General features: G+C 61.4%; 25 protein-coding genes. 18 read left to right on the top strand and 7 right to left on the bottom strand.

Features of this window, described 5'->3' with window-relative positions; translation table 11 throughout:
* The first annotated feature begins 116 nt into the window (after window positions 1-116).
* A complete protein-coding gene (gene rpsT, locus PspS35_RS03900; RefSeq protein WP_003188401.1) occupies window positions 117-395 on the top strand; it encodes a 30S ribosomal protein S20 in 279 nt (92 codons plus the stop codon).
* A 180-nt stretch (window positions 396-575) separates the two neighbouring features.
* On the opposite strand, the gene PspS35_RS03895 is transcribed toward rpsT, so the two are convergent.
* Window positions 576-1061, bottom strand: a complete 486-nt coding sequence (locus PspS35_RS03895; protein ID WP_032886172.1) for a peptidylprolyl isomerase — start codon at window positions 1059-1061, stop codon at window positions 576-578.
* Between PspS35_RS03895 and PspS35_RS03890 the strand changes: the two genes are divergently transcribed.
* Genes PspS35_RS03890 through PspS35_RS03880 form a run of 3 tightly spaced genes read left to right on the top strand, consistent with a single transcriptional unit; the run spans window position 1030 to window position 4425 of the window.
* Complete coding sequence (locus PspS35_RS03890; protein WP_159932863.1) at window positions 1030-1365, top strand: DUF3565 domain-containing protein; 336 nt, start codon at window positions 1030-1032, stop codon at window positions 1363-1365. The two genes, PspS35_RS03895 and PspS35_RS03890, sit on opposite strands and share 32 nt — an antisense overlap.
* Window positions 1366-1425: 60 nt before the next feature.
* On the top strand, window positions 1426-3525 hold the full coding sequence (pta, locus tag PspS35_RS03885; RefSeq protein ID WP_159932862.1) for a phosphate acetyltransferase: 2100 nt from the start codon (window positions 1426-1428) through the stop codon (window positions 3523-3525).
* Window positions 3526-4425, top strand: a complete 900-nt coding sequence (locus PspS35_RS03880) for an acyltransferase (protein ID WP_159932861.1) — start codon at window positions 3526-3528, stop codon at window positions 4423-4425.
* Window positions 4426-4520: 95 nt separating this feature from the next.
* Here the strand turns inward: PspS35_RS03880 and cysN are convergent, their stop codons facing one another.
* From cysN to PspS35_RS03865, 3 genes are all read right to left on the bottom strand, one after another.
* Window positions 4521-6419: a sulfate adenylyltransferase subunit CysN gene (gene cysN, locus PspS35_RS03875; protein WP_159932860.1), complete on the bottom strand. Its 1899-nt coding sequence runs from the start codon at window positions 6417-6419 to the stop codon at window positions 4521-4523.
* A 9-nt stretch (window positions 6420-6428) separates the two neighbouring features.
* Window positions 6429-7346, bottom strand: a complete 918-nt coding sequence (cysD, locus tag PspS35_RS03870; protein ID WP_032886164.1) for a sulfate adenylyltransferase subunit CysD — start codon at window positions 7344-7346, stop codon at window positions 6429-6431.
* 178 nt (window positions 7347-7524) lie between these two features.
* Entirely contained in the window at window positions 7525-8283 is a 759-nt protein-coding gene (locus PspS35_RS03865) for a Nif3-like dinuclear metal center hexameric protein (protein WP_159932859.1), read from the bottom strand.
* 102 nt (window positions 8284-8385) lie between these two features.
* On the opposite strand from PspS35_RS03865, the gene algW reads away from it, so the two are divergent.
* Complete coding sequence (gene algW / locus PspS35_RS03860) at window positions 8386-9540, top strand: Do family serine endopeptidase AlgW (protein WP_032886161.1); 1155 nt, start codon at window positions 8386-8388, stop codon at window positions 9538-9540.
* A 112-nt stretch (window positions 9541-9652) separates the two neighbouring features.
* A complete protein-coding gene (locus PspS35_RS03855; protein WP_159932858.1) occupies window positions 9653-11758 on the top strand; it encodes a TonB-dependent receptor in 2106 nt (701 codons plus the stop codon).
* Window positions 11759-11811: 53 nt separating this feature from the next.
* Here PspS35_RS03855 and hemH read toward each other — a convergent pair whose 3' ends face one another.
* Both hemH and PspS35_RS03845 read right to left on the bottom strand, forming a co-directional pair.
* A complete protein-coding gene (gene hemH / locus PspS35_RS03850) occupies window positions 11812-12837 on the bottom strand; it encodes a ferrochelatase (RefSeq protein WP_159932857.1) in 1026 nt (341 codons plus the stop codon).
* 14 nt (window positions 12838-12851) lie between these two features.
* Window positions 12852-13751, bottom strand: a complete 900-nt coding sequence (locus tag PspS35_RS03845) for a TIGR01777 family oxidoreductase (protein WP_159932856.1) — start codon at window positions 13749-13751, stop codon at window positions 12852-12854.
* A 212-nt stretch (window positions 13752-13963) separates the two neighbouring features.
* On the opposite strand from PspS35_RS03845, the gene PspS35_RS03840 reads away from it, so the two are divergent.
* The 12 genes from PspS35_RS03840 (at window position 13964) to PspS35_RS03785 (ending at window position 23948) form a co-directional block, all read left to right on the top strand.
* Window positions 13964-14950: an FAD-dependent oxidoreductase gene (locus tag PspS35_RS03840; protein WP_159932855.1), complete on the top strand. Its 987-nt coding sequence runs from the start codon at window positions 13964-13966 to the stop codon at window positions 14948-14950.
* Window positions 14947-15162 (top strand): TIGR02450 family Trp-rich protein, encoded by a 216-nt coding sequence (locus PspS35_RS03835; protein ID WP_159932854.1) that lies wholly within the window; start codon window positions 14947-14949, stop codon window positions 15160-15162. Before PspS35_RS03840 ends, PspS35_RS03835 begins: the two co-directional genes overlap by 4 nt.
* Window positions 15163-15274: 112 nt before the next feature.
* A complete protein-coding gene (locus tag PspS35_RS03830; protein ID WP_159932853.1) occupies window positions 15275-16234 on the top strand; it encodes a DUF523 and DUF1722 domain-containing protein in 960 nt (319 codons plus the stop codon).
* A gap of 3 nt (window positions 16235-16237) precedes the next feature.
* Window positions 16238-17167, top strand: a complete 930-nt coding sequence (locus PspS35_RS03825) for a MerR family transcriptional regulator (protein ID WP_159932852.1) — start codon at window positions 16238-16240, stop codon at window positions 17165-17167.
* Window positions 17168-18610 carry a deoxyribodipyrimidine photo-lyase gene (gene phrB / locus PspS35_RS03820; RefSeq protein WP_159932851.1) on the top strand — a complete coding sequence of 481 codons (1443 nt, stop codon included), beginning with the start codon at window positions 17168-17170 and terminating at the stop codon, window positions 18608-18610.
* The gene (locus PspS35_RS03815; RefSeq protein WP_159932850.1) at window positions 18603-19025 is read left to right on the top strand and encodes a nuclear transport factor 2 family protein; all 423 of its coding nucleotides are present in this window, start codon (window positions 18603-18605) and stop codon (window positions 19023-19025) included. Before phrB ends, PspS35_RS03815 begins: the two co-directional genes overlap by 8 nt.
* Window positions 19022-19804 (top strand): SDR family NAD(P)-dependent oxidoreductase, encoded by a 783-nt coding sequence (locus PspS35_RS03810; RefSeq protein ID WP_159932849.1) that lies wholly within the window; start codon window positions 19022-19024, stop codon window positions 19802-19804. The genes PspS35_RS03815 and PspS35_RS03810 overlap by 4 nt, the downstream gene beginning before the upstream one ends.
* Window positions 19801-21048 (top strand): FAD-dependent oxidoreductase, encoded by a 1248-nt coding sequence (locus PspS35_RS03805; protein ID WP_159932848.1) that lies wholly within the window; start codon window positions 19801-19803, stop codon window positions 21046-21048. Before PspS35_RS03810 ends, PspS35_RS03805 begins: the two co-directional genes overlap by 4 nt.
* Window positions 21045-21854, top strand: a complete 810-nt coding sequence (locus PspS35_RS03800; RefSeq protein WP_159932847.1) for a DUF1365 domain-containing protein — start codon at window positions 21045-21047, stop codon at window positions 21852-21854. Before PspS35_RS03805 ends, PspS35_RS03800 begins: the two co-directional genes overlap by 4 nt.
* The gene (locus PspS35_RS03795; RefSeq protein WP_159932846.1) at window positions 21841-23112 is read left to right on the top strand and encodes a cyclopropane-fatty-acyl-phospholipid synthase family protein; all 1272 of its coding nucleotides are present in this window, start codon (window positions 21841-21843) and stop codon (window positions 23110-23112) included. The genes PspS35_RS03800 and PspS35_RS03795 overlap by 14 nt, the downstream gene beginning before the upstream one ends.
* A complete protein-coding gene (locus PspS35_RS03790; protein WP_159932845.1) occupies window positions 23105-23590 on the top strand; it encodes a DUF2878 domain-containing protein in 486 nt (161 codons plus the stop codon). Before PspS35_RS03795 ends, PspS35_RS03790 begins: the two co-directional genes overlap by 8 nt.
* A gap of 52 nt (window positions 23591-23642) precedes the next feature.
* On the top strand, window positions 23643-23948 hold the full coding sequence (locus tag PspS35_RS03785; RefSeq protein WP_159932844.1) for a YkgJ family cysteine cluster protein: 306 nt from the start codon (window positions 23643-23645) through the stop codon (window positions 23946-23948).
* Between the two features lie 65 nt (window positions 23949-24013).
* On the opposite strand, the gene PspS35_RS03780 is transcribed toward PspS35_RS03785, so the two are convergent.
* Window positions 24014-24532, bottom strand: coding sequence for an acyloxyacyl hydrolase (locus PspS35_RS03780; RefSeq protein ID WP_159932843.1), 519 nt, complete (start codon window positions 24530-24532; stop codon window positions 24014-24016).
* Between the last annotated feature and the right edge of the window lie 60 nt (window positions 24533-24592).

Here is a 24592-nt window from a genome sequence, read left to right as displayed (position 1 = left end):
AGATCGACCACTCAGCAGTTCGCATCAGCCGCTCTTGACAACACATCAAGTCATCGGCATGATTCGCGGCCTATTTTGTTTGCTATTTCCTAAAAAGTCTTTCGAGGAGCTCGACGGTGGCCAACACACCTTCCGCCAAAAAACGTGCAAAACAGGCTGAGAAGCGTCGCAGCCACAACGCCAGCCTGCGTTCCATGGTTCGTACCTACATCAAGAATGTAGTTAAAGCCATCGACACCAAAGACGCTGAAAAAGCTCAAGCAGCTTACGTTCTGGCTGTGCCAGTTATCGACCGTATGGCCGATAAAGGCATCATCCACAAGAACAAGGCCGCTCGCCATAAGAGCCGCCTGAACGGCCACATCAAGGCTCTGAGCGTTCCTGCTGCAGCCTAAGTGGTAACAACTGCGACGTAGCCTCGGTTACGAAACAGTTAAAAAATGCCCCGTACCGAAAGGTCCGGGGCATTTTTGTTTTCTGGAGGGTACACCTTTGAACTTCAGCGCTTTTTAAGCGCAAAAAAAACGCCCCGAACCAGTCGGGGCGCTTTTGCTGTCAGCTGATTAACGCATCAATCAGTGCTGATGACCGCCTTCACCGTGGACGTGGCCGTGAGCCACTTCTTCCTGGGAAGCGTCGCGGATGGCAACGATCTTCACTTGGAAGTTCAGGCGCTGGCCCGCCAGAGGGTGGTTGCCGTCGACGGTTACGTCGTCGCCGTCCAGATCACGAATGGTCACGATCTGCATTTGGCCGTCCGGCGCGGAAGCGTGGAACTGCATGCCCACTTCCAGCTCATCAACGCCTTCGAACATGCTGCGGCTCAGGGTACTGACCAGTTCAGCCGAGTATTCGCCGTAGGCATCTTCAGGTTCTACGGCAACAGTCAGTTCATCACCAACTGCCTTGCCTTCCAGCGCCTTTTCCAGGCCTGGGATGATGTTACCTGCGCCTTGCAGGTAGACCAGCGGCGCGCCGCCGGCGGAGCTGTCGATGACCTCACCAGCGTCGTTGGTCAGGGTATAGTCGATGGAGACAGCCTTGTTAGCGGCGATCGTCATGGGGCGAGACCTTTTGCATAAGAATGAAGAACGGACAAGTCTAAACAAGGATTTGCCCGAAAGCGAACAGAACCCGGACAGACGGGACCAATCCAGGGTCACGATCATCGGTTTTCATCTGGACGAAGAAGGGCACTGGGTGGCCGAGCTGTCCTGCGGCCACACCCAGCACCTGCGGCACCTGCCGCCTTGGCAGTCTCGCGCCTGGGTACTCGACCCCGTGCAGCGCCTGGAAAAAATAGGCCAACCCTTTGCCTGCGGCTGGTGTGCGCAAGCGCCGAATAACGATAACCTTGGCGCCTGATTCCCGGTAGGCCCTCAGCCATAGAGCGCCACCGAAGCCATGCACCTCCAGAGAATTCGCATGCAGACTTTTTTTATCGCGCCCACCGATTTTGGTGTGGGTCTGACCTCCATCAGCCTTGGGCTGGTGCGCACCCTTGAGCGGGCCGGGCTGAAAGTCGGTTTCTTCAAGCCGATTGCCCAGCCGCACCCCGGCGACACCGGCCCCGAACGCTCCACCGAACTGGTGGCACGCACCCACGGCCTCAAGCCGCCACAGCCTTTGGGCCTGGCCCATGTCGAGCGGATGCTCGGTGACGGTCAACTCGACGAACTGCTCGAAGAAATCATCACGCTGTACCAGCAAGCCGCTGTGGGCAAGGACGTGCTGATCGTCGAAGGCATGGTGCCGACGCGCAACGCCAGCTATGCGGCGCGGGTCAACCTGCACCTGGCCAAGAGCCTGGATGCTGAAGTGATCCTGGTCTCGGCCCCGGAAAATGAAGTGCTCACCGAACTCTCCGGACGCGTGGAATTACAGGCCCAACTGTTCGGCGGCCCGAAAGACCCGAAAGTGCTTGGCGTAATCCTCAACAAGGTGCGCACCGACGAAAGCATGGAGGCATTCTCCGCGCGCCTCAAAGAGCATTCGCCGTTGCTGCGCAGTGGTGATTTCCGCCTGCTCGGATGCATTCCTTATCGCCCCGAACTCAACGCACCACGTACCCGCGATGTCGCCGACCTGATGGGCGCCCAAATCCTCAACGCGGGCGATTACGAAAGTCGGCGCATGAGCAACATCATCATCTGCGCCCGCACCATGCGTAACACCGTGGAGCTGCTCAAGCCCGGCGTGCTGGTCGTAACCCCCGGCGACCGCGACGACATCATCCTCGCCGTCAGCCTCGCGGCGATCAACGGCGTGCCCCTGGCCGGCCTGCTGCTGACCAGCGACACCCTGCCCGACCCGCGCATCATGGATTTGTGTCGCGGGGCGTTCCAGGCCGGGCTGCCAGTGCTGTCGGTGAGCACGGGCTCCTACGACACCGCCAACCAGCTCAACAGCCTGAACAAGGAAATCCCCATCGATGACCGCGAGCGGGCCGAGATCATCACCGATTTCGTCGCCAGCCACCTCGATGCGCGCTGGCTGCACCAGCGATGCGGCACGCCACGGGAGATGCGCCTGTCGCCCGCCGTGTTCCGCTACCAATTGATCCAGCGCGCCCAGGCCGCCAACAAGCGCATCGTCTTGCCCGAAGGCAGCGAACCGCTGACCGTGCAGGCAGCCGCCATCTGCCAGGCGCGGGGCATCGCCCGTTGCGTGTTGCTGGCCAAACCCGCCGATGTGGAAGCCGTCGCCCGCGCCCAAGGCATCGAGTTGCCCGAAGGCCTGGAAATTCTCGACCCGGACCTGATCCGCCAACGCTACGTCGAACCGATGGTCGCGCTGCGCAAAAGTAAAAGCCTCAACGCGCCGATGGCCGAGCAACAATTGGAAGACACCGTGGTGATCGCCACCATGATGCTCGCGCTGGATGAAGTCGACGGCCTGGTGTCCGGGGTTATCCACTCCACCGCCAACACCATCCGCCCTGCCCTGCAACTGATCAAAACGGCGCCGGGCTGCACGCTGGTGTCGTCGGTGTTCTTCATGCTGTTCCCCGAGCAGGTGCTGGTGTACGGCGACTGCGTGATGAACCCGCACCCAAGCGCCGCCGAACTGGCGGAGATCGCCCTGCAAAGCGCCGACTCGGCGGCGGCGTTCGGCATCACCCCGCGCGTGGCGATGATCAGCTATTCCAGCGGTGATTCGGCCAGCGGCGAGGAAGTGGAAAAAGTCCGCGAAGCCACCTTGCTCGCCCATGAACAGCAAAGCTCGCTGCTGATCGACGGCCCGCTGCAGTACGACGCCGCCGCCAACGAAACCGTGGCCCGGCAACTGGCACCCAACAGCCAGGTCGCCGGCAAGGCCACGGTGTTTGTGTTCCCTGACCTGAACACGGGCAACACCACGCACAAAGCCGTGCAACGCAGCGCCGATTGCGTGAGCCTGGGGCCGATGCTCCAGGGCCTGCGCAAACCGGTCAACGACCTGCCCCGCGGCGCCCAGGTAGACGACATCGTGTACACCATCGCACTGACTGCGATCCAAGCCGCCAATCGACCTATGGATATCTAAATGCTGGATTTTCTACCTGCCGCCGTGCGCGGGGTGATCGCGTCGTTGCTGCTGGCGCTGAACACGATCCTGCTGTGTTCGTTCCTGTTCATCGTCGCGCTGTTCAAAGCTCTGCCGTTTGCCAAGCGCTTCAGTGAATGGCTGATGAACCACACCCACGAAGCCTGGGTCACCAACAACAAGGGCTGGATGAACCTGGTGCAACCCACGCGCTGGCACCTCAAAGGGCTTGAGGGCCTGGATTACCAGCACTCGTACCTGGTGACCAGCAACCACCAGAGCTGGGTCGACATCATGGTGTTGCAATACGTGCTCAATCGACGCATCCGCCCGCTGAAGTTCTTCCTCAAGCAAGAACTGATCTGGGTACCGGTGATTGGCCTGGCGTGGTGGGCACTGGGTTTTCCGTTCATGAAGCGCTACACCAAGGCCTATCTGGAGAAACACCCGGAGAAGAAAGGCAAGGACCTGGAAACCACGCGCAAGACCTGTGCGAAGTTTCGCGACAACCCGGTCGGGATTTTCAACTTTGCCGAAGGCACGCGGTTTACTGATGGCAAACATGCCCAGCAAAAATCGCCGTTCCGTTACCTGCTCAAACCCAAGGCTGGCGGCATCGCATTTGTGCTGGACGCCATGGGCGAGCAGCTCAAATCACTGGTCAACGTGACTATTCACTACCCTGGCGGACGCCCTGGCTATTGGGATTTGCTATGCGGGAATGTGAAGGACGTGGTGGTGCAGTTTGAAGAGGTGCAGATCCCGGCCGAGTTCATTGGCAAGAATTATGAGCAGGATGGGGAGTATCGGCTGGCGTTCCAGGGCTGGATCAATAAGCTTTGGGAAGACAAGGATGCTCTGCTAGACAAGCTGCACACCGAATTTCCAGACAAAAAGTGATCAGCCAGCTCCCACATTGATCGAGTCCGGTCTTGAGGAAGTAAAAAAGCCCGCCACCGAGTGATCGGTGGCGGGCTTTTTTGTGGTCGCGAAGTTTAGATCGCGCCGCGTTGACGCAACAGCTCCAGCACTTGCTTGACGCTGTCTTCCAGCGACAGGGCCTGGGTGTCGAGCACCAGATCGGCATTCAACGGCACGTCGTACGGGAAGGATTCGCCAGGGATATTATCCCCGCCGGCAGCGTACAGGCCTTGCGGATCACGCTCGGCGCATACCAGTGGCGACGCCTGCACGTAAACGGTCAGCAAGCGGTCGCTGCCGATCAATGCCTTGGCCTGTTCGCGGCCTTCGGCATCCGGGGCAACGAACGCGGCCAACGTCAGCAGGCCGGCTTCGTTGAACTGGCGCGCCACGTGAGCGGCACGACGCCAGTTCTCGGTACGCCCGGCACGGTCCTGCGGCAGGCCTTTGTTCAGGTCGTGACGCAGGTTCTGGCCATCCAGTACGAATACCGCACGCCCCATGTCGAACAGCTTGCGCTCGACCGCATAGGCCAAGGTGCTTTTGCCAGCGCCCGACAGGCCGCTGAACAGCACGGTGGCCGGTTGCTGGCCGAAGCGCTGGGCACGCTCTTCAGTGGCCACGTGAGCCAACTTGCCATGCTGCGCCGCGCTGCCGTGGGTCACCGGCGGTGCGATGATCATGCCGGCGGCGACGGTGCCGTTGGTCAAACGGTCGATGACGATAAACGCACCCGTGGTGCGGTTGCTGTCGTAGCCGTCCAACGCGATGGCGGCGTCGAGGCTGACCTTGACCCGGCCAATCTCGTTCAATTGCAGCGAACTCGCCGGGCCTTCGGCCAGGGTGTTCACGTCCACGCGGTGCACGATGCTGGTGATGGAACCCGGCACGTAGCTGGTGGCGCGCTTGATGTCGTATTTCTTGCCCGGCAGCATCGGCTCTTCGGCCATCCACACCAGCATGGCGTCGAAGGCGTCAGTCACTTGTGGCACGTTGTCGGCATGCACCAGCAGGTCGCCACGGGAGATGTCGATCTCGTCTTCCATGGTCAGGGTCACGGCCTGGCCTGGGCCGGCGTGCTCAAGCTCGCCGTCGAAGGTGACGATGGACTTGACGCGACTGCTCTTGCCCGATGGCAGGACAACAATTTCATCGCCCTTGTGCACGATGCCGCTGGCCAGGGTGCCGGCGAAACCACGGAAGTTCAGGTTCGGACGGTTGACGTACTGCACCGGGAAACGCAGGTCGGTGTAGTTGCGGTCGTTGGCGATCTCGACGGTTTCGAGGATCTCCATCAGCGACTGCCCGGTGTACCAAGGCGAACGCTCGCTCTTGTTCACCACGTTGTCGCCCTTGAGCGCTGACATCGGCACGAAGGCCAGGGTGCTCGGCTTGAACGCGATACCGTCGGCGAACTTCAGGTAATCGGCCTTGATCGACTCGAATACGCTTTGGTCAAAGCCATTGATGTCCATCTTGTTGATGGCAACCACGATGTGCTTGATGCCCAGCAGCGAGGCGATGAAGCTGTGGCGACGGGTCTGGGTCTGCACGCCGTAGCGGGCGTCGATCAGGATAATCGCCAGGTCACAGGTGGACGCACCGGTGGCCATGTTGCGGGTGTACTGCTCATGGCCGGGGGTGTCGGCGATGATGAATTTGCGCTTGGCGGTGGAAAAGTAGCGGTAGGCAACATCGATGGTGATGCCCTGCTCACGCTCGGCCTGCAGGCCGTCGACCAGCAAGGCCAGGTCGATGTCGTCACCGGTAGTGCCGGACTTCTTCGAATCGCGGGTGATGGCTTCCAGGTGATCTTCGTAGATCATCTTGGAGTCGTGCAGCAGGCGCCCGATCAGGGTGCTCTTGCCGTCGTCGACGTTGCCGCAGGTCAGGAAGCGCAACATCTCTTTGCGCTCGTGCTGGCCCAGGTAGGCGAGGATGTCCTCGCTGATCAAATCAGATTGATGCGACATGACAGCCCCTTAGAAATAGCCTTGACGTTTTTTATCTTCCATCGAGCCTGCGCCATCGTGGTCGATGACCCGGCCCTGGCGCTCGGAAGTTCGCGTCAGGAGCATTTCCTGAATGATGTCCGTCAGCGTCTCGGCTTCGGACTCCACCGCGCCCGTCAACGGGTAGCAGCCAAGGGTACGGAAACGTACTTTCTTTTTGACGATACGGGCTTTGTCTTCGTCGGACAGGTGCTCGAGGATGCGGTCGTCGTCGATCATGATCAACGTGCCGTTCTTCTCGATCACGTCGCGCTCGGCGGCGAAGTACAGCGGCACGATCGGGATGCCTTCCAGGTAGATGTACTGCCAGATGTCCAGCTCGGTCCAGTTGGACAGCGGGAACACACGGATCGACTCACCCTTGTTGACGTTGCCGTTGTAGACGTTCCACAGCTCGGGGCGCTGGTTCTTCGGGTCCCAGCGGTGCTTGCTGTCGCGGAACGAGTACACGCGCTCTTTGGCGCGGGATTTCTCTTCATCACGACGGGCACCGCCGAACGCTGCGTCGAAACCATGCTTGTCCAATGCCTGCTTGAGGCCTTCGGTCTTCATGATATCGGTGTGCTTGGCGCTGCCGTGGGTGAACGGGTTGATGCCCTGCGCAACGCCATCGGGGTTGACGTGGGTGATCAGGTCCAGGCCCAGTTCCTCGACCATCTTGTCGCGGAACGCGTACATCTCCTGGAATTTCCAGCGGGTGTCGACGTGCATCACCGGGAACGGCAGTTTGCCCGGAAAAAAGGCCTTGCGTGCCAGATGTAGCATCACGGCGGAGTCTTTACCGATCGAGTAGAGCATCACCGGGTTGTCGAACTCGGCGGCGACCTCGCGGATGATGTGGATGCTTTCCGCCTCCAGCTGTTTCAGATGCGTCAGTTTGTCGACCATGGTTACTCACGGAAAAACGATCTTATGGACGGCCTGCGGGCCGTGTTCGAGCGAGGCATGCTAGCACAGCACCTTCTTCTATTCAGGGAGCTGGCTAGATCGAAACGGTATATGAATATGCCGCCAGGTTTGGCCTGCAATGAGGCAAGCCCGCTCCCACATTTGTTCCCGGGCGTTATCAGATTGGGTTGGGGCAGTCGATGAATAAATGTTCAAGGGCAAAGCGTCGCGCCAGGTAATCGCCCAGCGCCTGCACGCCGTAGCGTTCGGTGGCGTGATGGCCGGCGGCGATGAAGCTGATGTGGTTTTCCCGGGCGCTGTGAAAGGTTTGCTCGGAAGCTTCGCCACTCAGGAACAGGTCGACGCCGGCGGCAATCGCATTGTCGATGTAGCCTTGGCCACCGCCGGTGCACCAGCCGACGCGGCGGATCATCTCACTGCCTTCGATCAGCAGCGGCTCGCGGCCCATGACGTCCTGCACGCGGCGGGCAAAGTCACGGGGCGACAGGGGTTCGGCGAGGGAGCCGACCAGCCCGACGACCTTCGGGTTGCTGGGGTCGAGCGGGCCTTCGACGGTGATGTCCAGTTGGCGAGCAAGCTGCACGTTGTTGCCGACGTCAGGATGCAGGTCCAGCGGCAGATGGTAGGCCAGCAGGCTGATGTCGTGCTTGAGCAAGGTTTTCAGGCGGCGCTGCTTCATGCCGGTGATGCAGGGGTTCTCGCCTTTCCAGAAATAGCCGTGGTGCACCAGGATCAAATCGGCCTGGGCTTCGACGGCTGCATCCAGCAGGGCTTGGCTTGCGGTAACACCGCTGACGATACGCATCACCTGCGGGCGGCCTTCGACTTGTAGGCCGTTGGGGCAGTAATCGGCAATTTTTGCACTGCCGAGGTAGCGGTCCGCTTCCTCGACGAGGGTGGTAAGGGGGACGGCCATAAAAGACTCCTAAATATCCCGTTCCGAGGCGCTCTCAGCCTCGTATAATGCGCGACATTATGGGCGCTCTCCCGCCCCCTGCAACCTGTCAGGACTTACTTGATGCTCAAGGCACTGCGTTTTTTTGGATGGCCATTGTTGGCTGGCGTGCTGATCGCGATGCTGATTATTCAGCGTTTCCCCCAGTGGGTGGGCTTACCGAGCCTTGATGTAAACCTGCAACAGGCCCCGCAAACCAGCGCGGTGGTGCAAGGCCCGGTGACGTACGCAGACGCGGTGGTCATTGCCGCCCCGGCCGTGGTCAACCTGTACACCACCAAGGTCATCAACAAACCGGCGCATCCGTTGTTTGAGGACCCGCAGTTCCGCCGCTACTTCGGCGACAACGGGCCCAAGCAGCGTCGCATGGAGTCCAGCCTGGGTTCCGGGGTGATCATGAGCCCCGAAGGCTACATCCTCACCAACAACCACGTGACCACCGGCGCCGACCAGATCGTGGTGGCCCTGCGTGATGGCCGGGAAACCCTGGCCCGTGTGGTGGGCAGCGATCCGGAAACGGACCTGGCGGTGTTGAAGATCGATTTGAAAAGCCTGCCGTCCATCACCCTCGGCCGCTCCGACGGCCTGCGCGTGGGTGACGTGGCGCTGGCCATCGGCAACCCGTTCGGGGTGGGCCAGACCGTGACCATGGGCATCATCAGCGCCACCGGGCGCAACCAGTTGGGGCTCAACAGCTACGAAGACTTCATCCAGACCGACGCGGCGATCAACCCCGGCAACTCCGGCGGCGCGCTGGTGGATGCCAATGGCAACCTGACCGGTATCAACACCGCGATTTTCTCCAAGTCCGGCGGCTCCCAAGGCATCGGTTTTGCGATCCCGGTAAAGCTGGCGATGGAAGTGATGAAGTCGATCATCGAGCACGGCCAAGTGATTCGCGGCTGGCTGGGGATCGAAGTACAACCGTTGACCAAGGAATTGGCCGAGTCGTTTGGCCTGACCGGGCGCCCTGGCATCGTGGTCGCCGGGATCTTCCGCGACGGCCCGGCGCAGAAAGCCGGCCTGCAATTGGGTGACGTGATCTTGAGCATCAACGGCGAACCGGCCGGCGATGGCCGCAAGTCGATGAACCAGGTGGCGCGGATCAAGCCGACCGATAAGGTGACGATCCTGGTGATGCGCAACGGTAAAGAGATCAAGTTGTCGGCGGAAATCGGCCTGCGCCCACCGCCGGCTCCGGTAAAAGAAGAGGAATAAGCCGCCTCGCCCAGGTGCCCGTTCGCGGGCACCGGCAAGCTGAAATTTCATAGCGATTCATTCTCATTAGTCATGTTATATTGTTTCAATATCGCTATTGGAACGCTCTATCATGCCGTCTCGAAAAATTGCCCCATTGGCTGGCCTGGCCTTTGGCTTGTTGCTTGACCCCGCCTTTGCCGAAGAAACCACCGTCGAACTCGATGCCATCAGCGTGACCGCCGACGCCTATGAATCCGCCACCGGCCCGGTCACGGGCTATCGCGCCACCCGTTCTGCCAGCGCGACTAAAACCGACACGGCCCTGCGCGATATCCCACAATCCATCAGCGTGATTCCCGCCACGGTACTCAAGGACCTGGGCAGCACCAACGTGGAACGCGCCCTGGAATTTGCCGGCGGCGTGTCCAAGCAAAACAACTTTGGTGGCCTGACGCTCTACGAATACAGCGTGCGCGGTTTCACCACGTCGGAGTTTTACCAGGACGGCTTCAGTGCCAACCGTGGCTACCCGAGCACACCGGACGCGGCCAATATCGAGCGCATCGAAGTACTCAAAGGCCCTGCGGCCAGTTTGTACGGGCGTGGCGACCCAGGTGGCACCGTGAACATCGTCACCAAGAAACCCCAGCCTGAGGCCTTCACCACCCTGCAAACCAGTGCTGGCAGCTGGGACCGTTATCGCACCGCCATCGACCTCAACACGCCGCTGGACAGCGAGGGCCACGTGCTGTCGCGGGTCAACCTGGCGGTGGAAGACAACCACAGCTTTCGCGATCACGTGCAGAGCAAGCGCGTTTTCGTCGCGCCTTCGTTCAGTTGGCAGTTGGACCCGGACACCAGCCTGCTGGTGGAAAGCGAATTCGTGCGTCACAGCTCCACCTTCGATCGCGGCATCGTCGACGCCCCCGGTCTGTCGCGCTCCACCTTCCTCGGCGAGCCCAACGACGGCGACATCGACAACCACAACAACCGCATCCAGGCGACCCTCGAACATCATCTCAACGACGCCTGGAAACTGCGCCTGGCCAGCCACTACAAACAAGGCAGCCTGTGGGGCGACGCCTCGGAAAATCGGCCACTCAGCGCCGACGGCCACACCCTCAACCGCCGCTACCGCGAACGCTCCATGGGCTGGCACGACAGCATCACCCAATTGGAGCTGCGCGGTGTGTTCGACATCGGCAGCTGGCAGCATGAACTGTTGATCGGCACCGAATACGAGGACTACCGCAAGAAGGAACGCGTGACCGCCATCGCCGGCAGCCCCGGTAGCTCATACGCCATCGACATCTACAACCCGGTCTACGGCCAAGCCAAACCCAACGGCATACGCTCCGGCACCGACTTTTTCGAGCAGACCAAAAGCCACGCCCTGAACCTGCAAGACCAGATCGTCTTCACCGACCGCCTGCGCGGCATGGTCGGCGCACGCTTGGAGCATTTCGAGCAAACCGTTGACGACTTCACCCGCAACGCAGCACCGAGCCGGCAAACCCACGACGCGCTCACCCAGCGCGCCGGCCTGCTTTACCAACTCACGCCCGAAGTCGGCGTGTTCGCCAACGCCTCCACCTCGTTCAAACCCAACAGCGGCCTGGACGCCACGGGCAATACCTTCAAGCCAGAAGAAGGCGTGGGCTATGAAGTGGGGATCAAGAGCGAGCTGTTCGACGACCGCCTCAGCACTACCCTCGCCGCGTTCCATATCGAAAAGGAAAACGTGCTGGCCCTGGACCCGGCCACCAACACCAACCGCGCCATGGGCAAGGCCCGCAGCCAGGGTCTTGACCTACAACTGACCGGCCAGGTTACTGACGCCGTGAGAGTGATCGGCGCCTTCGCCTACATCGATGCCGAAGTGACCAAGGGCGACAAGGCCATTCCGGCAGGCAGCCGGATTCTCGGCGTGGCCAAGCGCAGTGGCAGTCTGCTTGGGGTGTATGAGTTCCAGGATGGCGCGTTGCGCGGCTCCGACCTGGGCGCGGCGTTCACTTATGTGGGCGACCGCTCGGGTGAAGCCGGCAGCCGTTTTGAACTGCCGGCCTACCACACTGTGGATCTGCTGGCCCATTACAAGGCCACGCAGAACGTCACCGTGGGCCTGAACCTCAACAACCTGTTCGATGAAAAGTACTACGAGCGGTCCTACAGCAATTACTGGGTCAATCCCGGGGAGCCGCGCAACCTCACCGTCAGCCTGACCCTCAACCTGTAAAACGAAAAAAATGTGGGAAGGCGCCTCGCCCCTCCCACATTGGGATGAGGTGATTACAACGACAACGGCGCTCTTTCGCACAAGATATTGAGCGCCGCCGCCCACTGCGGATCGTCATTCAAGCATGGCACCAGCAGCAACTCCTCGCCCCCCGCCTCGCGGAACTGCTCCAAGCCGCGATCGCCGATCTCTTCCAGGGTCTCGATGCAATCGGCCACAAACGCCGGGCACATCACCAGCAGCTTTTTCACGCCTTGTTGGGCCAGGGCTTCCAGGCGTGCTTCGGTGTAGGGTTCGATCCACTTCGCCCGGCCCAGGCGCGACTGGAACGCCACCGACCATTTGCCATCCGGCAAACCCAGGCGTTCGGCCACGTCGCGGGCGACGCTGAAACATTGTGCGCGATAGCATTTGGCAAGCACTTGCGGCGAGGCGTTCTTGCAGCAATCGGCATCCTTGAAACAATGCTGGCCGGTGGGGTCGAGCTTCGTCAGATGGCGCTCGGGTAAACCATGAAAGCTCAGCAGCAAGTGGTCGTAATCCTGCTCGACATAACGCCGTGCGCTCGCCGCCAGGGCATCCAGGTACTCCGGCTGATCGTAGAACGGCTGCAGGATCGAGAACTGCACATTCAGTTTCTTGTCTCGCACCACGCGCCGGGCTTCTTCGATCACCGTGGTCACGGTGCTGTCGGCGAACTGCGGGTACAACGGCGCCAGGGTGATCTTGTGAATACCCTGGGCGGCCAGGCGGGTGAGGGTCGTTTCCAGGGACGGCTCGCCGTAACGCATGGCCAGTTCCACCGGGCCCTGGGTCCACTGCGCGGTCATCTGCTGTTGCAGGCGGCGGCTGAGCACCACCAGCGGTGAGCCTTCGTCCCACCAGATCGACGCATAGGCATGGGCCGACTGTTCGGGGCGCTTGATCAGGATCAGCGACACCAGCAAACGCCGCACCGGCCACGGCAGGTCGATCACGTAAGGGTCCATCAAAAACTGGTTGAGGTAGCTGCGCACATCGGCCACCGAAGTGGACGCCGGTGAGCCCAGGTTGACCAGTAACAACGCGTGATCCGTCATGCAACATCCTATTTCTAGAGGCGGCTGGACAAGTCATCCAGAGCCGCATGCAACTCAGTGAACTGGAAAATGAAACCGGCAGCCATCAAGCGTTCGGGCATCGCCTTCTGCCCGCCCAGCAACAGCCCCGACAACTCACCCAAGCCGACTTTCAGCGCAAACGCCGGCATCGGCATGAACGCCGGGCGGTGCAGCACCTGGCCCAGGGTCTTGGCGAACTCGCGGTTACGCACCGGGTGTGGCGCGCACGCATTATAAGGACCGCTGGCGTCATCCTTGTGCAGAAGAAAATCAATCAGGGCGATTTGATCCTTGATGTGCACCCAGGGCATCCATTGCCGACCATTGCCGATAGGCCCGCCCAGCGCCAGCTTGAACGGCAGCAGCAGCCGCGACAAAAAGCCGCCCTCGGCCGCCAGCACCAAGCCGGTCCGCACCAGCACCACGCGGATGCCCAAGGCTTCGGCGCGCTGGGCGGTTTCTTCCCAGGCAATACAGAGTTGGCTGGGAAAATCGTCCTGCACCGGGCCGCTGGCCTCGGTCAGCTCGCGCTCGCCACCGTCGCCGTACCAGCCCACCGCCGAGCCGGAAATCAACACCGCCGGTTTCTGCGCCTGGCCTTCGAGCCACGCCAACAGGGTTTCGGTAAGACCGATGCGGCTGCTCCACAACAGGGCCTTGCGCTTGTGGGTCCAGGGTCGATCAGCAATCGGTGCGCCAGCGAGATTGACCACCGCGTCCACCGCGCCGATGACCTCTTCCAGGCGCGCAACGCCCAGCACCTCGGCGCCGCACACGGCAGCAACCTCTTCGGGATGACGGCTCCACACGGTCAGGCGATGGCCTTGGCCGAGCCAGTGTTGGCAAAGTTGGCGGCCGATCAAGCCGGTACCGCCGGTCAGCAAAATATGCATGGGATCTTCCTCATGTAACGTTCGCCGCCGATCACTGGTCTATTTTATAAGCAGGGATCAATTTGTAATCGGGCGTGACTGTTGTGAAAGCCTCAGCTTTAACCATAGGTCACGCCACACGTTCAGGTACGCCAAAACTTATACCAAAAAACAATATTGTACAGCTATTGGTGTCGGCGTAGTCTGTACCCAACGGTAAAACGAGGCCTCCCATGACTGTCCCCATCGCGATCATCGGCACCGGCATCGCCGGTCTCTCCGCCGCCCGAGCGTTACGAGACGCCGGGCACGCTGTGCAACTGTTCGATAAAAGCCGCGGCAGTGGTGGCCGCATGTCCAGCAAGCGCAGCGATGCCGGCGCATTGGACATGGGCGCGCAATACTTCACTGCCCGCGACCGACGCTTCGTCAACGAAGTACAGCGCTGGCAAAGCAACGGCTGGGCCGAGCAATGGAAGCCCCAGCTGTACAACTTCAAATCCGGCCAACTCACGCCCTCCCCCGATGAACAGGTCCGCTGGGTCGGCACGCCACGCATGAGCGCCATCACTCGGGCCCTGCTCGATGACTTGCCGGTGGAGTTCGGTTGCCGCATCACCGACGTGTTCCAAGGCACACACCACTGGAACCTGCTCGACGCCGATGGCAGCAATCACGGGCCGTTCAGCCACGTGGTCATCGCCACGCCAGCGCCACAGGCCACCGCCCTGTTGGCTGCCGCGCCCAAGCTGGCCAGCGCTGCCGCCGGGGTAAAAATGGACCCGACGTGGGCCATCGCCCTGGCGTTCGACAAACCCCTGGATACCCCGATGGAAGGCTGTTTCGTACAAGACAGCCCCCTCGACTGGCTGGCGCGCAACCGCAGCAAACCTGGACGCGACAACACCCTCGACACCTGGGTACTGCATGCCACCAGCGCTTGGAGCAAAGCCCACCTGGACCTGCCCAGGGAAGCCGTGATCGAACACCTGCACGGCGCTTTCGCCGAACTGCTGCACAGCGCCATGCCCGAGCCGTCCTTCAGCCTGGCGCACCGCTGGCTCTACGCACGACCGTCAAGCAGCCATGAATTCGGCGTACTCGCCGATGCCGACCTGGGCCTGTACGTGTGCGGCGACTGGTGCCTGTCCGGCCGCGTCGAAGGCGCCTGGCTCAGTGGCCAGGAAGCTGCACGACGCCTGATCGAGCACCTGCAATGAACCGCCTCAACCCCGCCAAGTTGCTGCTGTCGAAGTGGACAGCAGCCCATCCGCGCAACAAGGAAAAACACTTCCTGGTCACCGAGCTGTTCCGTGACGAAGAAGGCACGGTGCTGGACATCGAGCTGCAAGCTGTCATGACCAAGCGCGGCGAACGCCTGCCGTGGCAGACGTTGCAGAATGCCGAGGCATGGAAAATCGGCTGGAAATAGTCCACCCGAAAAAACCTGTACAAATAATTTGACTTGTACAGCTTCAAACCTATGATGAGATCAGGTTGTACAGGAATTCACGCTTGTACAAGAATCTTGCAGAGGTTTGACCATGTCCAGCAGCGCAAAACCGAAGATCGCGATCAGCGCCTGCCTGCTGGGCGAGAACGTGCGCTTCAACGGTGGCCATAAGCAATCCTTGCTGTGCAGCCAGACCCTTGCCGACTATTTCGACTTTGTGCCGCTGTGCCCCGAAGTCGCCATCGGCCTGGGCATCCCCCGTGAACCGATCCGCCTGGTCGGCGACCCTGCCCACCCACAGGCCGTGGGCACGGTGCACCGCGAACTCAACGTGACCCAGCCCCTGGACGACTACGGCCAGCAGATGGCCCAGGAACACACCGACCTGTGCGGCTACATCTTTATGCAGAAGTCGCCGTCCTGTGGCCTGGAGCGAGTCAAGGTGTACCGCGACAACGGCACCCCGGTGGACGGCGGCGGACGCGGCATTTACGCCCAGGCGTTTTGCGCACGGCACCCCAACCTGCCAGTGGAAGAAGACGGCCGGCTGAATGATCCGGTGCTGCGCGAGAACTTCCTGACCCGCGTGTTCGTCTACGCCAGTTGGCAGCAGTTGCTGGCCGAAGGCCTGACCCGTCACGGCCTGCTGGCCTTTCACTCGCGCTACAAATACCTGCTGATGGCCCATAGCCCCGAGCATTACAAAAGCCTGGGCCACCTGCTGGGCAGCATGGGCAAAGGCACCGACCTCAATGAACTCGCCGAGTGCTACTTCAGCGATTTGATGACCGGCCTGACCAAGTGCGCCACCCGCGGCACCCACACCAATGTGCTGCAACACATCAGCGGCTACCTCAAGCAGGTCATCAGCGCCGACGACAAACAGGAAATGCAGACCGTGATAGGCCAATACCGCCACGGCATCGTGCCGCTGGTGGTGCCGCTGACCCTGCTCAAGCACCACTTTCGCCAACACCCGGACCGCTACATCGCGCAGCAGGCGTACCTGCAACCGCACCCGGAAAACCTCAGCCTGCGTAATGCGATCTAGACCATGAAAGTTGCCCTGCAAGACGAACCCGGCGAAGACATCGCACAAGCCCTGGAAGACGGCTGGCTGCCGATTCGCGAAGTGGCGCGCCAGACCGGCGTCAACGCCGTGACCCTGCGCGCGTGGGAGCGCCGCTATGGCCTGATCGTGCCCCAGCGCACGCCCAAGGGCCACCGGCTGTTCAGCGCCGAGCACGTGCAACGCATCCACACCATCCTCACCTGGCTCAATCGCGGCGTGCCGGTCAGCCAGGTCAAGCACCTGATCGACTCTGCCCTGGCCAGCCCGGACACGGTCGAAAATGAATGGCACGCCCTGCGCCAGACCCTGGTGCAGGCCATCAGCGAACTGACCGAGCGCCGGGTCGATGATGCCTTCAACCAAGCCATGGCGCTGTACCCACCGCGCACCCTGTGCGAGCAACTGCTGCTGCCGTTGATCAAAGAGCTGGAGCAGCGCTGGCAGGGCCAGTTCGGCGCGCAGATGGAGCGGGTGTTTTTCCTGTCCTGGCTGCGCAGCAAGTTCGGGGCGCGCATCTACCACAACAATCGCCAACTGCACGGGGCGCCGCTGCTGTTGGTCAACCAGTCTGACCTGCCCTTGGAACCGCACCTATGGCTCAGCGCCTGGCTGGCCAGCAGCGCCGATTGCCCGGTGGAGGTGTTCGACTGGCCGCTGCCCGCCGGTGAACTGGCGCTGGCGGTGGAACACCTGCAACCGCGCGCAGTGCTGCTGTATTCGAGCAAAGCCCTGCACCTGCCGGCGCTGACCAAACTGCTGGTGGGCATCAGTTGCCCGGCCTTGCTCGTCGGACCAACGGTCTGCATCCATCAAGCGGAGTTAGCCGTATTAACCCGTGACACTCCTGAATTGTTTGTGGCCGAAGATTCGTTGTCGGCCCACCAGCTTCTGATCCAGCGTGGACTTCTCTAAATGCATTTGATCTGGCTGCGCACCGACCTGCGCCTACACGACAACACCGCCCTGGCCGCCGCAAGCCAGCGCGGCCCGGTTGCCGCCGTGTACCTGATCACGCCCGGGCAATGGCTGGCCCATGACGATGCACCGTGCAAAGTCGACTTCTGGCTGCGCAATTTGCAGCACTTGAGCCGGTCTCTGGGCGAGTTGAACATTCCCCTGCTGATCCGCCAGGCGGCAACCTGGGACCAGGCGCCCGGCGTACTCAGCGAACTGTGCCGGGAACTGTCGGTGCAGTCGCTGCACGTCAACGAGGAATATGGCATTCACGAAAGCCGTCGCGATGCCGCTGTGAGCCAAGCGCTGGAAGCCGATGGCGTGACCTTCCACAGCTACCTCGACCAACTGTTTTTCCAACCGGGCAGTGTGCTGACCAAGACCGGCACCTACTTCCAGGTGTTCAGTCAGTTCCGCAAGGTCTGCTACACACGGCTGCACAGCGCGCTGCCACGGTTGGTGTCCACGCCAAAGGCCCAGGCCAGGCTCGCCCTCAAAAGCGACCAGGTCCCGGCCACCGTTACAGGCTTCGAGCCACCCAGCGATGCCCTGCGTGCCCTGTGGCCTGCCGGTGAAGACGAAGCACGGCGCCGCCTCGACGCCTTCGCCGACCAGCAGATCAGCTACTACAAAGACGAACGCGACTTCCCCGCCAAGCCTGGCACCAGCCAGTTGTCGGCGTACCTCGCAGCGGGCGTGGTGTCGCCGCGCCAGTGCCTGCATGCCGCGCTGCAGACCAACCAGGGCGAGTTCGAAAGTGGCGACATCGGCGCCATTACCTGGATCAACGAGTTGCTCTGGCGCGAGTTCTACAAACACATTCTGGTGGGCTACCCACGGGTGTCCCGCCACCGTGCGTTCCGCCCCGAGACCGAAGCCGTGGCCTGGCGCAATGCGCCCAAGGACCTGGCCGCCTGGCAAGAGGCGCGCACCGGCCTGCCGATCATCGACGCCGCCATGCGCCAGTTGCTGGAAACCGGCTGGATGCACAACCGCCTGCGCATGGTGGTGGCGATGTTCCTGACCAAGAACCTGCTGATCGACTGGCGTGAAGGTGAGCGCTTCTTCATGCGTCATTTGATCGACGGCGACCTGGCCGCCAACAACGGTGGTTGGCAGTGGAGTTCGTCCACGGGCACCGACTCGGCGCCGTATTTCCGCATTTTCAGCCCGCTGAGCCAGTCGGAAAAATTCGACAGCGAGGGGGTTTTCATCAAGCACTGGCTGCCGCAATTGGCCGCGCTGAATAAAAAGGAAGTGCATAACCCCGAAGCCGCCGGCGGTCTGTTTGGCGTGGCGGATTATCCGCGTTCGATTGTCGACTTGAAAAAGTCCCGCGAGCGAGCCCTGGCGGCCTTTCGCAGCCTGCCTTCACGTCAGTCGGTCGTGGAACATGAGTGACTTCCTGCAGCGCTTCGCCCACACCTTCGCCACGCTGGACAAGCACAACCTGCACCTGCTCGACAGCCTGTACAGCCAGGACATCGCCTTTGCCGACCCGCTGCACGAGGTCCACGGCCTGAGCGCACTGCGCACTTATTTCGCCGAGTTGTACAGCAACGTCAGTCAACTGCGCTTTGACTTCCACGGCTTCGACCAAGTAGCAGAAGGCGAAGGCTACCTGCGCTGGAACATGGTGTTTTGCCACCCGCGCCTCAACGGCGGCAAGGTGATCAACGTGCAAGGCTGCTCGCACCTGATGTGGGATGAGAAGGTATACCGCCACCGCGATTACTTCGATGCAGGCGCGATGCTCTACGAACATTTGCCCGTACTGGGTAGCGTCATCAGTTGGCTGAAAAGGAGAGTGGGATGAACACGGTTTCGCCCCGTCGTTATTGGCTGACCGGTGCCAGCAGTGGTATCGGTGCCGCCCTGGCCGTGGAGCTGCTCGACAGCGGTGCCCATGTCGCCCTCAGTTCGCGCACCGAAGCGCCACTGCAAGCACTGGCCCAACGTTACCCCGGCCAAGTGCTGGTGGTGGCCGGCGACCTGACCAACAGCCAGACCGTACGCGAGATTGGCGAACGCATCGCAGCGGCCTGGGGCTCGCTCGACACCGTGATCCTCAACGCCGGCACCTGTGAATATGTGGATGCCAAGCAGTTTGACTCATCGATCATCGAGCACGTGGTGCGCACCAACCTGCTGGCCAGCAGTTATTGCATCGAAGCCGCCCTGCCCTTGTTGCGTGCCGGGCGCACACCGCATCTGGTGGGTGTCGCCAGCGCTGTGACCTACCTGCCGATGCCCCGCGCCGAAGCCTATGGCGCGTCCAAGGCCGGCCTGCGCTACCTGTTCGAATCCCTGCGTATCAGCCTGTCGCCGGAAAATATCGACGTCACGGTGATCAGCCCAGGCTTCGTCGACACGCCACTGACCGAGCGCAATGACTTCCCGATGCCCCTGAGCTGGCCGGCCGACAAGGCCGCCCGGCACATCTTCGCCAAGCTGGAAAAGCGCCCGCTGGAAATCGCCTTCCCGGCGCTATTCATTGCCACCCTGTGGCCGCTGTCGAAACTGCCGAACCGCGCTCAACTGATCATCGGCAAACGCATGCTGCGCAACCCACCACCGAAAAAGGACGACCTGTGAAGATCGCCATTATCGGCAGCGGCATTGCCGGGCTGACCAGCGCCTACCTGCTCAGCCGCCGTCACGACATCACCCTGTTCGAGGCGGGCGAGCGCATTGGCGGGCATACCCACACGGTCAACGTGACGGTTGAAGGCAAAAGCTATGCGGTGGACACCGGTTTCATCGTGTTCAACGACTGGACCTACCCCAACTTCATCCGCCTGCTGGGGCAGATCGGCGTGGCATTCAAACCCACCGAGATGAGCTTTTCGGTGTGCGACGAACACACCCGTTTCGAATACAACGGCAACAACCTCAACAGCCTGTTCGCCCAGCGCCGCAATCTCCTGTCGCCGGGCTTTTGGGGCATGTTGCGTGACATCCTGCGCTTCAATCGCCAGGCGCCGCTGGACCTGCAAGAGCAACGGATCAGCGCCGAAATGACCCTCGGCGATTACCTCAAGGCCGGTGGTTACGGCGAGCGGTTTGTGCGCCACTACATCGTGCCGATGGGCGCGGCGATCTGGTCGATGTCCCTGGCGGACATGCTGGGCTTTCCGTTGCAGTTCTTTGTGCGCTTCTTCAAGAACCACGGCTTGCTGTCGGTGAACAACCGGCCGCAGTGGTGCGTGATCGAAGGCGGTTCCAGCCGTTATATCGAGCCGTTGACCCGCAGCTTTCGCGAGCAGGTCCGCCTCAATTGCCCGGTGCACAAGGTCGAGCGCACCGAGGATGGCGTAGTTATCCACAGCGCTGGCGGCAGCGAGGCATTTGATCGCGTGGTGTTCGCCTGCCATAGCGACCAGGCGCTGGCATTGCTCGCCGACCCGAGCCAGGCCGAACAAGAAATTCTCGGTGCCCTGCCCTACGCCGACAACGACGTGGTGCTGCACACCGACACCCGCCTGCTGCCCGACCGCAAACTGGCCTGGGCCAGTTGGAATTACCGACTGAGCGGCAACGCCCAGACCCAGGCGGCCGTGACCTATGACATGAACATCCTGCAAGGCATCGACAGCGCCACCACCTTCTGCGTCAGCCTCAACCAGACGCCGATGATCAACCCGTTGAAGATCCTCGCGCGCTACACCTACGCCCACCCGCAATACAGCCTCGCAGCGGTGGCCGCGCAAAACCGCTGGGAAGAACTGGCCGGTGTACGCAACACCTTTTATTGCGGCGCCTACTGGGCCAATGGTTTCCACGAAGACGGCGTGGTCAGTGCCTTGCGTGTGGCCCAAGCCTTTGGGGAAACCCTGTGAACAGCGCCCTGTACAGCGGCTGGATTGCCCATCGACGGTTTGCGCCCAAGGCCCACGCCTTTCGCTACCGCATCGGCCTGCTGTACCTGGACTTAAGCGAACAAGAGCAAGTCCTCGGGCTGTCGCCGTTGGCCGGGCGCAGCCGTATGGCGCCCTTCGGCTTTCGCCAGCAGGACTACCTGCGTGAATTCACGCGCCACGGCATTGGCTTGAGCGATGCCGTGCGCCAGGAAGTCGGCAAGGCCCTGGGGCGTAAGCCTCAGGGCGCTATCTGCCTGCTGACCCAGGCCCGCAGTTGGGGCCTGGCTTTTAACCCGGTGAGTTTCTTCTACTGCTTCGAGGCCGACGGACAACTGGCCGCGATCCTGTGTGAAGTGACCAACACGCCGTGGCGCGAGCGTTACCACTACGTGCTGCCGGCCCAAGCCCTGGGCGCGAATGAGCACCAGCATTTCGCCGTGGCCAAGGCCTTCCATGTGTCGCCGTTCTTGCCCCGCGACCTGGAATACCGCATGAGTTTCAGCCCGCCCGCCGACAGGCTCGGCGTGCACATGGCCGATTGGCAGGGTGAGCTGAAAGTGTTCGACGCCACCTTGATCCTGCAAAAAGAAGCGCTGGATCGCGCCAGCCTGCATCGCTACTTGTGGCGGTTTCCGTGGATGACCGCCAAGACCTGCCTGGCCATTTACTGGCAGGCACTGCGCCTGTTTCTTAAACGCACACCGATTTTTCCCCACCGGGCCGCCGATGGCGCCTCACGTACAGCCGTCGGGTATACCAAGGATCGCCGCCATGAAATCCCCTAGCTTATCGGTCAAGACCAACCGCCTGAACGTCAACGGTGTGACCAGTGCGCTGCTGCGCAAACGCGTGCTGCGCCAACTCAGCCAACTGCGCCACGGCCAATTGGTGGTGATCGAGGACGGCGAACGCCAAGTATTCGGCGCCCGGGAAGCGCATTTGCTGGGGGAGATCCAGATCCTTGACCCGGCGGTGTGGGGCCTGGTGGCGGCCAACGGCTCCATCGGCGCGGGCGAGGCGTTTATCCACGGTTACTGGAGCAGCCCGGACCTGACCGCCGTGGTGCGCGTGATGGTCAGTAACCTGGACGTGCTCGACGCTATGGAAGGTGGCCTGGCGCGCCTGGCACGCCCGTTCACCCAAGGCCTGCACTGGCTGAACCGCAACACCCGCAAGGGTTCGCAGAAAAATATCGCGGCCCACTACGACCTGGGCAACGACCTGTTCGAAGAATTCCTCGACCCGACCATGATGTATTCGGCGGCGCAATTTCTGAGCCCCGACGACACCCTGGAACAGGCGCAACTGAACAAGCTTGAACGCATCTGCCAGAAGCTCGCCCTCAAACCTAGCGACCACCTGCTGGAAATCGGCACCGGTTGGGGCAGCATGGCGCTGTACGCCGCGCAACACTATGGCTGCAAGGTCACCACCACGACCTTGTCCAAGGAGCAGTTCGCCTACACCGCAAACCGTATCGAAGCCCTGGGTTTGCAAGGCCAGGTCACGCTGTTGCTGAGTGACTATCGCGACCTCACCGGCCACTACGACAAGTTGGTGTCCATCGAGATGATCGAAGCAGTGGGCCATCGCTTCTTGCCGACCTACTTCAAGCAGTGCGCGCACCTGCTCAAGAGCGACGGGCTAATGCTGCTGCAGGCCATCACCATCCGCGAGCAACGGTTCGAGCAGGCCAAGAACAGCGTGGACTTTATCCAGCGCTACATTTTCCCCGGCGGCGCCCTGCCCAGCGTGCAGAACATGCTGCAGATCGTCAGCCGCGACACCGACATGAACCTGCTACACATGGAAGACTTTGGCCTGCACTACGCGCGAACCTTGCGCCTGTGGCACGAGAACTTTCGCCGCGCCCACGGCCGCCTGACGGAGCTGGGCTACGACGAGTATTTCCTGCGGTTGTGGGAGTTCTACCTGTGCTACTGCGAAGGTGGCTTTATGGAGCGCACCATCGGCACCGCGCAATTGCTGTTGGCCAAACCGGCAGCGATCACCCCGCCGTTGCTCGGGCGCTTCAATGCTTAAAACCCTGGCCAATGCCGTGCTGTTCCAGTGCGGCTGGTTTGCGTGTGTACTGGGTGGCGACAGCGTGTGGTTACTCGTCGGGCTCGTTGCGCTGGCTATTCATCTGCTGTGGATAAGTTCGTGGGCCGAAGACGGCAGACTGATTCTCAGCGTGACAGTGCTGGGCACACTGCTGGATACGGCGTTACGCACGGTGGGCGTGTTTCATTTCACCGAGCCGGGCCCGCTGATTCCCTTCTGGTTGATGTTGCTATGGGCGCTACTGGCAACCACATTGCGTCATTGTTTGGCCTGGAGTACCCGGCCTCGCTGGCGCGCAGCCCTATTGGGCGCCGTGGGCGGCCCCCTGTCTTATTACGCAGGTAGCCAACTGGCCGGGGTGAGCTTCGGTTACGCCCTGTGGCCGAGCCTGTTCGGCTTGGCGCTGCTGTGGGCTGCGCTCTTTGTACTGCTTGCTCGCGCCGCGACAAAATACTGAAGCCGGTCGGCTTTTTCTTGCAGCTTGCCGCTCAAAGCTTGAAGCTGGCGCCATGATCAACATCCCCCATACCCAAATCACCGAGCCTGCCGTCACTTGCGCAACCTGCGCGGCCTGCTGCTGCCAGCTGGAAGTCATGCTGATTACCGACACCGGCGTGCCGGAACGCTACATCGACACCGACGACTGGGGCGGCGAAGTGATGCTGCGCCTGGACGACGGCTGGTGCGCGGCGCTGGATCGGGACACGATGATGTGCACGATTTATGAGCGTCGACCGTTGATTTGCCGGGAATTCGAGATGGGTGCACCGGAGTGCATTGAAGAGCGCCAGGGCATCGCGACGGCCTACCGCTGACCTAAAGACCGATGAAGATCAAATGTGGGAGGGGGGTTGCCCCCTCCCACAGGGGATTTGCGCAATTACAGCTGCAGGGTGTAGTGCAACGAGTAACTCTCTACCCCATCGTTGTTGCTGCTGATCCCGGCGTTGGAATAGTGCGTGGCACGAATGCCCACTTCATGCCCACCGGTAAACCGCAGGCCGAACCCCAAGCGATCTTCGAACTGAAAGGCTTGGCCGATGTTGTTGTCTTCCACTTTTGTGCGGGAAAACACTGCCACGCCGATCCCTGCCTCGATGTAAGGCTTGACCGACTCCCCGGCAAACTCATACACAAACACCGGCGAGAACGACAAGCTGCTGACGCTGGCGCGTTTATCGCCATCCCAGTAGGTGTAGGCGCCGCTCCAATAGCCGGTCAGCCGGCCCACATCACTCTGCCACCAGCTTTTATCCCAGTCCGACGTGAGCCCCAATCGGTAGGTCATGGTCGAATCACTGGTGCTGCCCACCCCCAATTCCAGGCCGGCAGCCTGGGCCGAAACCGAGTGTCCCACCACTACGGCTGCAATCGCAGCCAAACAGAACAAGCGCTTCATAAGAAACAATCCTTTGAAAACGAAGTTGTATGGTTTTGTACAGGCCATCTCGCTATAGAA

The sequence above is a fragment of the Pseudomonas sp. S35 genome (assembly GCF_009866765.1).
GTDB lineage: Bacteria > Pseudomonadota > Gammaproteobacteria > Pseudomonadales > Pseudomonadaceae > Aquipseudomonas.
Note: the sequence above shows the minus strand (reverse complement) of the source record. Positions and strands in the feature narration are given on the sequence as shown.

What these genes read in the sequence shown, in the direction of transcription:
- PspS35_RS03890 (WP_159932863.1), top strand. Translation starts at nt 1,030, where the DNA reads ATGGAGACAGCCTTGTTAGCGGCGATCGTCATGGGGCGAGACCTTTTG.
- PspS35_RS03895 (WP_032886172.1), bottom strand. Translation starts at nt 1,061, where the DNA reads ATGACGATCGCCGCTAACAAGGCTGTCTCCATCGACTATACCCTGACC.
- pta (WP_159932862.1), top strand. Translation starts at nt 1,426, where the DNA reads ATGCAGACTTTTTTTATCGCGCCCACCGATTTTGGTGTGGGTCTGACC.
- PspS35_RS03880 (WP_159932861.1), top strand. Translation starts at nt 3,526, where the DNA reads ATGCTGGATTTTCTACCTGCCGCCGTGCGCGGGGTGATCGCGTCGTTG.
- cysN (WP_159932860.1), bottom strand. Translation starts at nt 6,419, where the DNA reads ATGTCGCATCAATCTGATTTGATCAGCGAGGACATCCTCGCCTACCTG.
- cysD (WP_032886164.1), bottom strand. Translation starts at nt 7,346, where the DNA reads ATGGTCGACAAACTGACGCATCTGAAACAGCTGGAGGCGGAAAGCATC.
- PspS35_RS03865 (WP_159932859.1), bottom strand. Translation starts at nt 8,283, where the DNA reads ATGGCCGTCCCCCTTACCACCCTCGTCGAGGAAGCGGACCGCTACCTC.
- algW (WP_032886161.1), top strand. Translation starts at nt 8,386, where the DNA reads ATGCTCAAGGCACTGCGTTTTTTTGGATGGCCATTGTTGGCTGGCGTG.
- PspS35_RS03855 (WP_159932858.1), top strand. Translation starts at nt 9,653, where the DNA reads ATGCCGTCTCGAAAAATTGCCCCATTGGCTGGCCTGGCCTTTGGCTTG.
- hemH (WP_159932857.1), bottom strand. Translation starts at nt 12,837, where the DNA reads ATGACGGATCACGCGTTGTTACTGGTCAACCTGGGCTCACCGGCGTCC.
- PspS35_RS03845 (WP_159932856.1), bottom strand. Translation starts at nt 13,751, where the DNA reads ATGCATATTTTGCTGACCGGCGGTACCGGCTTGATCGGCCGCCAACTT.
- PspS35_RS03840 (WP_159932855.1), top strand. Translation starts at nt 13,964, where the DNA reads ATGACTGTCCCCATCGCGATCATCGGCACCGGCATCGCCGGTCTCTCC.
- PspS35_RS03835 (WP_159932854.1), top strand. Translation starts at nt 14,947, where the DNA reads ATGAACCGCCTCAACCCCGCCAAGTTGCTGCTGTCGAAGTGGACAGCA.
- PspS35_RS03830 (WP_159932853.1), top strand. Translation starts at nt 15,275, where the DNA reads ATGTCCAGCAGCGCAAAACCGAAGATCGCGATCAGCGCCTGCCTGCTG.
- PspS35_RS03825 (WP_159932852.1), top strand. Translation starts at nt 16,238, where the DNA reads ATGAAAGTTGCCCTGCAAGACGAACCCGGCGAAGACATCGCACAAGCC.
- phrB (WP_159932851.1), top strand. Translation starts at nt 17,168, where the DNA reads ATGCATTTGATCTGGCTGCGCACCGACCTGCGCCTACACGACAACACC.
- PspS35_RS03815 (WP_159932850.1), top strand. Translation starts at nt 18,603, where the DNA reads ATGAGTGACTTCCTGCAGCGCTTCGCCCACACCTTCGCCACGCTGGAC.
- PspS35_RS03810 (WP_159932849.1), top strand. Translation starts at nt 19,022, where the DNA reads ATGAACACGGTTTCGCCCCGTCGTTATTGGCTGACCGGTGCCAGCAGT.
- PspS35_RS03795 (WP_159932846.1), top strand. Translation starts at nt 21,841, where the DNA reads ATGAAATCCCCTAGCTTATCGGTCAAGACCAACCGCCTGAACGTCAAC.
- PspS35_RS03790 (WP_159932845.1), top strand. Translation starts at nt 23,105, where the DNA reads ATGCTTAAAACCCTGGCCAATGCCGTGCTGTTCCAGTGCGGCTGGTTT.
- PspS35_RS03785 (WP_159932844.1), top strand. Translation starts at nt 23,643, where the DNA reads ATGATCAACATCCCCCATACCCAAATCACCGAGCCTGCCGTCACTTGC.
- PspS35_RS03780 (WP_159932843.1), bottom strand. Translation starts at nt 24,532, where the DNA reads ATGAAGCGCTTGTTCTGTTTGGCTGCGATTGCAGCCGTAGTGGTGGGA.